The organism is Phocaeicola sp. RTP21359st1_B8_RTP21360_211022 (assembly GCF_040911965.1).
Classification (GTDB): domain Bacteria; phylum Bacteroidota; class Bacteroidia; order Bacteroidales; family Bacteroidaceae; genus Phocaeicola; species Phocaeicola vulgatus.
Genome location: NZ_JBDFXP010000055.1, coordinates 1 through 12,024, shown reverse-complemented (window position 1 = coordinate 12,024; position 12,024 = coordinate 1). Strand labels below are relative to the sequence as shown.

9 protein-coding genes and 1 tRNA gene are annotated in these 12,024 nt (G+C 38.0%); 4 read left to right on the top strand and 6 right to left on the bottom strand.

Annotated features, from left to right (window positions below):
- Positions 1–283 precede the first annotated feature (283 nt).
- Positions 284–1,579 (bottom strand): cardiolipin synthase, encoded by a 1,296-nt coding sequence (gene cls / locus AB5062_RS19915; RefSeq protein ID WP_005842718.1) that lies wholly within the window; start codon positions 1,577–1,579, stop codon positions 284–286.
- 362 nt (positions 1,580–1,941) lie between these two features.
- Here cls and AB5062_RS19910 point away from each other — a divergent pair, with 362 nt between their 5' ends.
- Positions 1,942–2,043 carry a left-handed beta-roll domain-containing protein gene (locus AB5062_RS19910; protein ID WP_074783440.1) on the top strand — a complete coding sequence of 34 codons (102 nt, stop codon included), beginning with the start codon at positions 1,942–1,944 and terminating at the stop codon, positions 2,041–2,043.
- A 638-nt stretch (positions 2,044–2,681) separates the two neighbouring features.
- Here the strand turns inward: AB5062_RS19910 and AB5062_RS19905 are convergent.
- From AB5062_RS19905 to AB5062_RS19895, 3 genes are all read right to left on the bottom strand, one after another.
- Positions 2,682–2,757, bottom strand: a tRNA-Lys gene (locus tag AB5062_RS19905).
- Positions 2,758–2,848: 91 nt separating this feature from the next.
- The gene (locus AB5062_RS19900) at positions 2,849–3,985 is read right to left on the bottom strand and encodes an AI-2E family transporter (protein WP_100263127.1); all 1,137 of its coding nucleotides are present in this window, start codon (positions 3,983–3,985) and stop codon (positions 2,849–2,851) included.
- Positions 3,986–3,995: 10 nt separating this feature from the next.
- Positions 3,996–4,595 (bottom strand): thymidine kinase, encoded by a 600-nt coding sequence (locus AB5062_RS19895; RefSeq protein WP_005842663.1) that lies wholly within the window; start codon positions 4,593–4,595, stop codon positions 3,996–3,998.
- A gap of 204 nt (positions 4,596–4,799) precedes the next feature.
- On the opposite strand from AB5062_RS19895, the gene rsmI reads away from it, so the two are divergent.
- From rsmI to AB5062_RS19880, 3 genes are all read left to right on the top strand, one after another.
- Positions 4,800–5,474, top strand: coding sequence for a 16S rRNA (cytidine(1402)-2'-O)-methyltransferase (gene rsmI, locus AB5062_RS19890; RefSeq protein ID WP_005842662.1), 675 nt, complete (start codon positions 4,800–4,802; stop codon positions 5,472–5,474).
- A 28-nt stretch (positions 5,475–5,502) separates the two neighbouring features.
- The gene (locus tag AB5062_RS19885) at positions 5,503–6,351 is read left to right on the top strand and encodes a hypothetical protein (protein ID WP_005842660.1); all 849 of its coding nucleotides are present in this window, start codon (positions 5,503–5,505) and stop codon (positions 6,349–6,351) included.
- Positions 6,352–6,426: 75 nt separating this feature from the next.
- Positions 6,427–7,116: a YjjG family noncanonical pyrimidine nucleotidase gene (locus AB5062_RS19880; RefSeq protein ID WP_005842658.1), complete on the top strand. Its 690-nt coding sequence runs from the start codon at positions 6,427–6,429 to the stop codon at positions 7,114–7,116.
- Positions 7,117–7,266: 150 nt separating this feature from the next.
- Here the strand turns inward: AB5062_RS19880 and AB5062_RS19875 are convergent, their stop codons facing one another.
- Together AB5062_RS19875 and AB5062_RS19870 are read right to left on the bottom strand one after the other, a co-directional pair.
- Complete coding sequence (locus tag AB5062_RS19875; protein WP_005842656.1) at positions 7,267–8,742, bottom strand: RagB/SusD family nutrient uptake outer membrane protein; 1,476 nt, start codon at positions 8,740–8,742, stop codon at positions 7,267–7,269.
- 28 nt (positions 8,743–8,770) lie between these two features.
- A complete protein-coding gene (locus AB5062_RS19870) occupies positions 8,771–11,563 on the bottom strand; it encodes a TonB-dependent receptor (RefSeq protein ID WP_050484658.1) in 2,793 nt (930 codons plus the stop codon).
- Positions 11,564–12,024 lie beyond the last annotated feature (461 nt).

Sequence of the window (12,024 nt, the reverse complement as noted above, 5' to 3'; positions counted from 1 at the left end):
GTTTATGGGGATGAAAAAGCGATTTATTTTATCTTTGTTCTATAATAAAGTGAAACATACGGAGAGAAAAGCGTTTCCTTGCAGCTAAGCCGTGGTTTTCCACACTTGTCAGGGATACCGTCCGTGATGGTGGAGTAACCTTTCTCCTGCTTACAGGTATTGCTCTCTTTGATGATGACCTGTCAAGCTTTACTGCATGGAGAATACTTGCGGATGGGATAAGCCCCGTCCTTGCAGGAGATGAAACAATCTGTAAACCTTTGTTTGGGGAAGTGGCAGAGGTTTATAGGAACGGAGTGAACAGATTGGCGAACCAACCGACGAAGCGTTTCCATCCGGAGCGTTTTTTATATTCTTCCTTGGTAAACAGGGTACTGTCCAGCTTGTCATGCTCGAACATGGTGTTCAGTTCATGTGTGGTTTCTTTGTCAAAAATGAAAGCGTTGACCTCATAGTCATAGCGTAGGCTGCGGCTGTTCAGATTCGTACTTCCCACAGTGCAGAACAGGCTGTCCACCATCATGATCTTAGAGTGGTGGAACCCGCCATTGTACACATAAATCTTTGCTCCTTTCTTACGCAGCTTGTTTGCTGTATAGAACGCGGCATCGGGGGTAAAAGGAATATCCGATTTGCCCGGTATCATGATTTCTACTTCAACGCCTCGCTTCAACGCACGTTTTATGGCTTTTTTAATGCTTGGAATGGGAGTGAAATAGGGATTCACTATTTGTATTTTATCCTGTGCGGCATCAATGGACTTGATATAAGTCTGCCTCATCAGTCTGGGTTCTTTTTTCGGAATGCGGTCTACAATGGCTACATTCTTATTTCCCTTGAAAGTAGAATCGTTTCGTAGGGGATAGTATTGGCTTCCGCTTACGTGTTGTTTGGTGCTTTTGTTCCACATGGCCAGGAAGATGTCCTGCAATTCGTTTACGGCATTTCCCTCTATACGGATATGCATGTCGCGCCAGTCGCCTATTTCCGGCAGACCCTTTATATAGTAATTGGCTATGTTCATGCCACCGGTATATCCTATTTTTCCGTCTATGACTACAATCTTGCGATGGTCTCTGTGCAGGGCATGATTGATATAGGGGAATTTGAAAGGGTCGAACTTGACAATTTCGATTCCTTTGTCACGGATTGCTTGTATGTGTTTCTTTTTCAATGGCTTGTTGTTTGACAAATTGCCGAAGGCATCAAACAAAGCTCTGACTTCCACTCCTTCTTTCACTTTTTCTCCCAATAAATCAAATAGTGCGTTCGCTATGGAATCGTTACGAAAATTGAAGTATTCTAAGTGGATATGATGTTTGGCATGCCGTATTTCCTCAAAGAGATCGATGAATTTGGCCCGACCGCTTTTTAATAATTTCAGTTTGCTGTTTTGGGTGATAGGAATGCCGGCATCCTTTAAGAAATTGATAACGGCAGAGTCGCTGGTATAGGTTGGCACCGTATCTGTCGCTGCTATATGGATGTTGGTAACTTCTTGTGATTGAGCTGTCTCTACAGTGAAAGATAAGATGAATAAAAGTATTAAATAAATATGTTTTTTTATATCAAACTTCATTGCTTTTTTTATTAAGGCTGCAAAGGTATTTATTATTCTAGGAATGAACAAGCCATCGGTATTATTTATGTTTAAAAGGGAGAAATAGAACAGTGTGGCCATTTGTTTGAACAGTTGGTAAATTGAGGTGGTAGAAATTTAATGAAGGCTGTTTTTATTGTTCCATTCATCTCTTTTTTCAGGCTCGGTATAAACATCTGTAGTGTGTGTGAAAGAAGTTTGTCGGTCCGGTTTTTCTGCTGTTGTGACATTCAAGAGGAGGAGATACGGAAAAATAATAATCCGTCGGCGGGATTAAAAGAATGCATATCGCATCCAGCCCTGTTGCCTAAGCCTTTTCTATCTCCAGATTAACCCTTTTTATGCGGATGTATTCTATCTCCATAGCCTTGGGAGTTAACTCCATAGCCTTGGGAGATAACTCCAAAGCTTATGGAGATAACTCCAAAGGCTTGCGGAGATAAAACAGACGGGAAGAAAACCTTTAATCATACGGCGGGAAAGGTTTGGGGATACAGGTAAAATCTTTTAGTGATGAATCCGGTGTATGTACAGGGTTATACATATATTATATTCATTCTTATATGTATGTATATGAACTTCCATACGTTCAGAATGAAAATCCACATCAGGGCAGGGGTGTTTTTTATCTCTGCCGATGCATCGTAAGCCGTCATTCCTTGGAGGTACAAATCTTTTATGGTGCTTTTTCATTGAAAAAGACTTGGAATGCTCTACTTTGTGTCAAGCTGGAATAGTTTATAAAAAAGAGAGTATATGATTGATAAACAGTATGCTATGTGAAATTTTCCTTGAAAATGTAGTGAGGGCATGAGGGTATGAGTGAGAGCAAGTATTTTTACCATTGGCGTATAAATGGTTTATAGTTAGCTTGTTATGTTTGCAGTGAGGGCATGAGGGCATAAATGCTTCGAACTTTCTAGTGGGAGCTGAAGGGAAAGGCTGATACGCCAAGAATATTTTGGAAAACTGATCCGGAAAATCCATTCTTGGTTTAACTCTCGGTTTAACCGAACCATGTAAACCGGCGCGTTTAAGGCATAAAAAAAGAGAGTTACTTTGGTGTAACTCTCTGATTCTTTGGTGATCCGCTTGGGGCTCGAACCCAAGACCCCAACATTAAAAGTGTTGTGCTCTACCTGCTGAGCTAGCGAATCAATCCTTTGTTATTGCTATTCTTCCGAATTGCGAGTGCAAAGGTAGACGTTTTAGATGAAATATGCAAATATATTACTTGATTTTTTTGAATTATTTTTCGTTAGAATTCTCTTTGTGCTGAAAATCAGTGTGTTCTATCCCTCCGGAAAATTCTTTTTCTTTTATTCGTATGTATCTTTGATAGTAAGAAAGCATCAAGCTGGTACAAGGCAAAGCGATAATCATACCTACAATTCCCATTAATGCCCCCCAGACGGAGAGGGATAATAAAATGATAGCAGGATTCAATCCTGTGATTTTTCCCATAACTTTCGGTACAATCAGACCGTCTTGTATAATTTGTACGATGCAGAACACAAGGAAGGCGCAAAATAATATCCACCAGAAATTCTCTCCTGTATCCGCAGCCTTCAGTAAGGCTAATAAGACTGTGGGAATAAAAGCGATAAGCTGAAGGTAGGGAACCATATTGAGAAGCCCGATAAACAATCCGAAACCGATGGCTAACGGGAAATCAATAATAAGAAACCCTATGCTGAACAGAATCCCTACACAAAAAGCGACAAACGCCTGCCCGCGGAAATATTTGTTCATGCCGTCCTGTACATCCGTGACAATATGTACTGTCATTTCACGGTGTCTGGCAGGGATCAGTTTTATCCATCCCCGTGCAATGGCTTCATAATCTAATAGAATGAAGAAAGTGTACAGCAGGATGATGAATGAGGTGAATACACTGAATACAATATTGACAGATTGGGTCAGCAATGCCCATACTTGGGGAAGAACATTACGCATGGTATTCGCAAAATTGCTTTCGTTCAGCGCTTCGTGTATTTTCAACATATCTATGTGCTCTTTTATGAAATTGGCCACTGTGCCGGGAATAGCTGCTTGCTTGGATCCTTCGATAAAATAGGCGGTGAGCAATTCTTTCAGTTTGCCGAATTCTTCAATGATTGGTGGTACAAGTCCTACAAATGCTAAAGTGATAATGGACAGTAATACCAGCAAAACAACCAATATGGAGATTACCCGGTTCCTCAGACGCAATTTGTTCTGAAAGAAAATGACCATCGGATAGGTAAGATAGGCTATCAGCCATGCTATGAAGAAAGGAAGCAGCACTCCGCTGAGTCGGTTGACCAGATATAGAATGCCGATAATGACCATCGCTGTCAATATTCCGCGGATAAAACTATCGAATGTTATTTTTTTCTGTATCATAAAGTGTGTGTTATTTATTTTCAGTTTCCTCTTTCAAAGCTTCCATATAGCAGGTCCGGCAAAGAGGCTCATAGTCTGCCTTTTCCCCTAATAGGACCCGTTTTTCGCTTTTGGTGATTCGGTGGGTGGCATAGGCCAAGTTCCCACATTTCACACAAATGGCATGAACTTTGGTTACTTCGTCTGCAATAGCCAGCAAGGCAGGTATAGGTCCGAAAGGAACTCTCCTGAAATCCATGTCCAATCCGGCGACAATGACTCTTATCCCGTTGTCAGCCAGTTTGTTGCAGACATCAACCAAACCTTCGTCAAAAAATTGCGCTTCGTCTATACCCACTACATCCTTGTCTGAGGAGAAAAGCAAGATGCTGGCAGAAGAATCAATAGGGGTGGAGGCAATAGAGTTGCTGTCATGTGATACAACTTCTTCTTCCGAATAGCGTGTATCTATGGCCGGTTTGAATATTTCAACCCGTTGACGGGCAAACTTCGCTCTTTTCAAACGGCGGATTAGTTCCTCGGTTTTACCTGAGAACATTGAGCCGCATATTACTTCTATTCTTCCTCTTCTACGTGTTTCCTGGATGTGGTCTTCTGAAAAAACTACCATAATTTAGTTATAACAATTAGATTAATTCTGAGTGCAAATGTACGACTTGTACCCCGAAAAAGGATTATTTTCACTTGGAAATTTATTAATAAAAGATATAATGTTAAACAAAAGTGCAACATCTGTTAAATAATTGGGACAATTAACTTTATGCATTTAAATTCTTTCTACATTTGTTCCAGTATAACAGAATGCAATTGTTTTATGGGAAAACTGTATGTCGTACCTACTCCAGTAGGAAATTTAGAGGATATGACTTTCCGTGCCATCCGTGTGTTGAAAGAGGCTGATTTGATATTGGCGGAAGACACGCGTACTTCGGGTATTCTTTTGAAACATTTTGAAATTAAAAACGCCATGCAGTCTCATCATAAGTTTAATGAGCATAAAACAGTGGAAGGTATTGTGAATCGCATCAAAGCGGGCGAAACTGTTGCTTTAATATCTGATGCCGGAACTCCTGGTATTTCTGATCCCGGATTTTTAATAGTGCGTGAGTGTGTGAAGAGTGGCATTGAGGTGCAATGTTTGCCTGGAGCTACTGCTTTTGTACCTGCGCTGGTGGCGTCGGGATTGCCTGATGAACGTTTCTGCTTTGAAGGATTCCTGCCACAAAAAAAAGGAAGAGTGACCCGTTTGACCTCTTTGCAAGAAGAAAAACGGACGATGATATTTTATGAATCACCCTACCGTTTGGTGAAAACCTTAACTCAATTTGCCGAGTTTTTCGGTGCCGAAAGGCCTGTTTCCGTATGTCGTGAGATTTCAAAAATTCACGAAGAAAGTGTTCGGGGCACATTAACTGAAGTTATAGCGCATTTCACTCAAAACGAGCCGCGAGGTGAAATCGTAATCGTACTCGGTGGGAAAGAGGACTAAAAATGAATAAACTTAAAATGTAAAGCAAATGAAAAAACTAGTATTTTTATCGTTGTTATCTGTGGCTTTATTGACTTCATGCGGTAATGGAGCTCAGAAAGATGCCTTGAAGGCTCAAAATGATTCTTTGATGGTAGAACTGTCAAACAGAAATGCTGAATTGGACGATATCATGGGTGCTTTCAATGAAGTACAGGAAGGTTTTCGTCAGATAAATGAAGCTGAGAATCGTGTAGACTTACAGAGTGGTTCTATTCGTGAGAATAGTGCTGATAAGATAAAAGAAGATATTCGCTTCATCAGTGAAAAATTACAGTCAAACCGTGAGCAGATTGCGAAACTGGAGAAGCAATTGAAGAATAGTCAGTATAATTCCGCTCAGTTGAAGAAAGCTGTAGCCAACCTGACGAAGGAGTTGGAAGCTAAACAGCAGCAGATTGAGACTTTGCAGGCTGAATTGGCTTCAAAAAATATTCGTATCGCTGAGCTGGATGATGCTGTGGCCGGTTTAAGCCAGAATGTAAGTGAACTGACCGCTGAAAATGAGGCGAAGGCTGCAACTGTAGCCAGCCAGGATAAAGCTTTGAATGCTGCCTGGTTTGTTTTTGGTACAAAATCTGAATTGAAGGACCAGAAAATTCTTGAAAAAGGTGATGTCCTGAAAAGTGCGGATTTTAATAAGGATTATTTTACTCAGATTGATATTCGTACTGATAAGGAAATCAAGTTGTATTCTAAACGCGCCGAATTGCTGACTACACATCCGGCTGGTTCATATGAACTGGTGAAAGATGCGAAAGGCCAGCTGACTTTGAAGATTACAAATCCTACTGAATTCTGGAGCGTATCACGCTATCTTGTTATTCAGGTGAAATAAGGAATTTAAATTATTGTTCTGTGAAAGGGTTGTGCCGTGAGTGACGCAACCCTTTTTTAATCTGCTTTATGTTGTATGTATAGAAGTATATTTATTGATTTGGATGATACGGTATGGGCTTTTACTGAAAACGCTCGTGATACATTCCAAGACATGTATGATAAATATCATTTTGATCGTTATTTTCGTTCTTTTTCGCATTTTTATACTTTGTATAGCGGGAAGAATGAGGAGTTGTGGAATGAATATGGTGCTGGTAGGATTACAAAAGATGAGTTGAATGAGCAAAGATTTGCCTATCCGTTGTTGCAGGTAGGCGTTGCAGATAAAGCGTTGGTAAAAGCCTATTCGGATAATTTTTTTGATGATATAGTTTACAAGAAGAAACTGATGCCTCATGCAAGAGAGGCTTTGGAATATTTGGCATCCGCTTATAATCTGTATATTTTGTCCAATGGATTTAGGGAATTGCAAGAGCAGAAGATGCGTTCTGCCGGTGTGGAAGGATATTTTAAGAAAATAGTTTTGTCAGAGGATATAGGAGTACATAAACCGTTTCCGGAGATTTTTTATTTTGCCATGTCGGCTACGCAGTCCGAGCTGCATACTTCTTTAATGATTGGAGATAATTGGAAGAATGACGTTGAAGGTGCGAAAAACGTAGGGATGGGAAATGTTTATTATAATATAAAAGGTGAGAAGAGCTTGCCTTTTAAACCTGGTTTTGATATGAGGGATTGGCGGGAAATCGCTTCTTTCTTATAAAATTGAATGGAAGATGTTGATGGATAAGTCTGTTGGCACAAACAATGTATTTGCATAAGGAATGCCCGATATTTGTTTTCAAGGGATGCTCCTGTGTATGGGGGCATCCCTTGAAAAGCATTTTTCTTTCAAAATAAAAAATGTGATTATTTATTTTGGAAGAGTATTTGTCCAATTGTTCTGAGTTACTCCGAATCCAGCGTTGATTTCTGCACTAGGAATAGGAAATACTAAATTTGATATTTCGTAATTAGTATAAGTAAATTTGATGGCTGGAGCACTGTTGGCATATACACTGACTCTTTCATTCCAGCGACGCAAATCATATAGACGCATACCTTCTTGGAATAACTCACGAGCACGTTCGTCTTTTATAAAACTCATAAGATTTTCTTTTTCGCTCGGTAAATCGTTTGTTGATTTTATATCTAAATTACGCTTGGCTACTACTAATAAAGCTTCTTTGGCTTCATTCAATTTGTTTAATTGTACATTTGCTTCAGCCTTAATTAAATACATTTCCGGAGCATTTACAATATAATTAGTTCCACGAGCAGGGTTACCTGACGAAAAGTGAGCAATTTTACCACCTGTGTAAACAGGTTCAGATTCTGTAGAAGTTTTATCTCTTCCATCAATAAGAATTTTACGGCAATCGTTAGTTGCATACATTGAAATTAGTTTAGGACTAGGACTAAAGTTGTATGTAGACCACAAAGTTCCATATGAATTAGCTGACCAGTTTGTTGTATTAGTAATAGCTAAAGCAAACATACTTTCGGAATTTGATATTTCACTATTATAAAGAGCTTTGTATGCATTAGCATCGTTGGTTAAAGTAGTAATACCCGCTATTTTTAGTGCTTGTTCTGCATAGTTTCTTGCTTCATCCCAATTTTCTAAATATAGGTAGGTACGGGCCAATAAACCATTAGTAGCAGCTTTTCCTAAATATTGGAGTTCTCCTCTGTCTTTACCAGCTGCTTCAAAATGGGATAATGCATTTTTTAGGTCATTGATGATGGCTTCATAGCTTTCGCCAACAGTAGAACGGCTGATTTTAGTCAATGCTTCTTTGGGTTGGTCAATTATGACGATTCCTAGTTCGGAAGAAAAATCTTGTCCATTCACTTTTATTTGGTGCCCATAAATATTAGTAAGCAATAATTGTGCGTAACCTCTTAGAGCATAAGCTTCAGCCATATACATATTAAGTTCTGTTTTTTCATCATCGCTTGCATTGTTATATAGTGCTTGAGAAGCTTGAATTACACGTGCTGCATTATCAGCTGTTTTATAACCATACTCCCAAATACTTTTTAAATAAGTATCTGTATCTGTAAAAGTATAGGTATAAATACCATCAAAATGTCCGGTTTTAGTATTCCAATAAGTAATATCTGTAGGAATATCACCAATAGCTAAAGCATAGTTACCAGCAAATGCATAATAAAATAATTGATAATAAGTTCCATTTAATGCTGTACTAACGTTAGTTACAGTGTTGAGCCCTCCTTCTAGGTCCACTCCTTTATAGTTGTCAGTTTCAAGAAAACTGTCACCACATGAGGAAAGTCCTGTTGCAAATGTAAAAATGGCAATTGCATTTAAAATATATTTTTTCATATCTTTCCTTTATTAAATTTTACCTTATTTAAAAACTTAATTGAATACCTCCGATGAATGTACGGGTTACTGGATATTGCCACGCAATTACACCATTGGAATAGGTTTCAGGATTATATCCAACAAAATCATTGGATGTAAATGTATATAAATTATCAATGGATATATAAGCTCGTAATTTTTGAATGAATATTTTCTTTGTTAGATTTACGGGCACAGTGTAACCTAAGGTCATGTTACTGATACGTAAGAAATTACTGCTATATAAGAATCTAGAAGAAGTTTGAGTTGCTTTATTGGGATCTCCATAAATATATTGTGGATATTTGGCATCTTTATTTTCTTCTGTCCATGAATTTAATGCAACGTCTTTCAACGGAGTACGATTGGCCATACCAAATCCGGTGAATGAAGCTCCGGAATCGAAAACTTTTCCTCCTAATCTATAGGTAAAGTTCATGTTAAAGTCAAATCCTTTCCAGCTTAAATTTGTACCGAATCCACCTAAAACTTTGGGGTCAGCATCGCCTACATAACGTTTGGCTGCTGCATTGTAGTCGGAGGTCGTTTCGTTGCCTTCTTCATTCAGATACCATAATGGTTTACCATTTTCGCGGTCAACGCCTGCATATTCTTTCATATAGAATTGGCGATAGGGGCGTCCTTCTTCAATAATTTGATAAGTATATTCTATGGGTTCATCTGTAGATAGTTTGATGATCTTATTTTTGTTCCATGTCATATTTGCATAAATATTCCATGTAAGATTATTGTTGTTGATAACAGATGCATTGATAGATGCTTCAATACCACGGTTGCGGATTGCACCAATATTTTGGTATACTGTAGACATACCTGTAGTCATGGACAATGGTACTTCAAACAATGCGTCACTCGTCTCTTCATTATAATAATCGAAAGTAAGATGGATACGATTAATTAAAGATAAATCAAAACCTATATCAAATTTTTTTGAAGTTTCCCATGTCAAATCTGAATTAGAGATGCTAGTGGGAGTCATACCAGGCTTTTCGTTATAATTGTATCCGGAAGAATAGAAACCACGTGCTGCATACCAATCGATATCTTGATTACCTACGGTTCCGTAAGAGGCCCGAAGAGTGGCATTGGTAATAATAGAATTATCTTTAAGAAATTCTTCTCCACTTACACGCCATTTTCCACCAACAGACCAAAAGTTACCCCAACGATGATTTGAACCGAAAACAGAGGAACCGTCACGGCGGAATGAACCAGATACATAATATTTATCCTCGTAAGAGTAGTGTGCATCCATAAAATATGATGCCAATCGAGCTTCTTTCTTATAATATTCCGATCCTTGAGGAGTTCCAGCAGTAGAAAGGTCGGTTTTTCCATCAGCTGCAAATGGGAAATCAGAGCCTGAATAATATTCATAGAAATAATTCTTTCGTTGCATCTCTTGACCTAATAACAAGTTAATATTGTGTTTGTCAAAAGTATAGTTCCAACCTAATACATTGTTCCACGTAATTGTTGTATAACGAGAATTGTACTGTTGACCTAATCCATTATAATCAACAGCTTGTGGATTATATAATGCACTCCAATATTGATATTGACGTAAATCAGCAATATTTACACCTAAGGTAGTTTTTGCATAAATACCTTTTCCGAGATCAATCTGCAAATATGGGTTGAAGTTCAATGTTTGATTATTGTTTTCATTGATTTCACCAGCTTTTTCATCATATAAAGCTAGAGGATTATAATTACTGATATTGGCATAACTTCCATCTTCATTATAGAAAGGCATCATAGGATTCATAGAACTTATAGCTGCTACAGTAGCGCTGGACATAGAGCCACTTGTAGCTTGTGAAAAGCCGTTTTGGGTAGAATTACTGTATGAAGCGTTGACACCGATAGTAAAGCAACTGAACTTAGAGTCTAGGTTCAAACGTCCTGAATAACGTTTCATGTCAGAACCAATAATCAATCCTTCAGTATCTAAATAACCTAAACTAACATAATAACCAGTAGAACCAGAACGTCCTTGGAGGTTTACATTGTAGTCTTGGTAGTATCCTTTACGGGTGATAGCATCCATCCAATCGTAGGATGAAACACCATCCCAACCATAACCTTGATATACTTTTTTCAAATAATCATAGCTCTCATCATAGGTGTTACCATAAGCAACAGAACGTCCGTGAGCAAATAGATTCATAGATTCTTGAGCATTGGCGTAATCCATATTATGATTTCCCATTGAAACAAATCCTTGTTTAATGTCTAAGTTGATGCTCATTTTTCCCTCTTTTCCTTTTTTAGTAGTGATTACAATAACGCCATTAGCTGCGCGTGAACCATAAATGGCTGTAGCCGCAGCATCTTTTAGAACTGTAACACTTTCAATATCAGAAGGGTTGATTGCGGCCATCGGATCAAAATTATTATTTGTAGTCGTACTCATACCATCTGTTTCAGAGTTGACAGGCATTCCATCTATTACATATAATGGCTGAGTGCCTGAATTCAAAGAACCACGTCCACGAACATAAATCTCGCTCCAAACACCAGGCATACTGGTAGAGTTGCTCATTTGTACGCCTGGTACAGCTCCTTCTAGTGCTTTCACAAAATTAGCATCAGATTTTTTGGCTATAACATCTTCACCAATAATAGCAGCAGCACCAGTAAATGAAGCTTTGCGTTGAACTCCATATCCTGTTACTACCACTTCTTCAAGCACTTCGGCATCCGACTTCAAAGTGATATTAACAGTCTGTTTTATAGCTACTTCTTGTGTAGCCATTCCGATAAAGGAAACTACCAAAGTCTTTGCGGAACTAATTATTTATGTAAAGAACTGACAATCAACACAAAAGTATTTCTTCGCTTTGCCTGCTTTTCTACTATATAAATTGTTTGAGAAGTATAAAAAAAATAATTTTCTACCTTTATTCTACTGAAATAAGTAAACCAATTTATATAAATTCGCTAAATTTGCCATTGTTCTATTTATTTATGAAATGAAATTCCATTTTATTTTAATCAAATAAACATTACAATAGTCATATCACAATATTTATTACTGGAATAAAACGAATGCTTGAAACAAAAACTAATTGTAAGAAAAGCTTTTTATTATCATGAAAAAGACACTATCAAAGGTATTTCTTTAAACTTTATAGTGAAATATAATTGTAGCTATAATTATAAAGGAGGTGTGTCGTAATGCACGATGCACCTCTTTTTTTGTTCATCACTATACAAATCTGTTCACTTTCTTTAAGC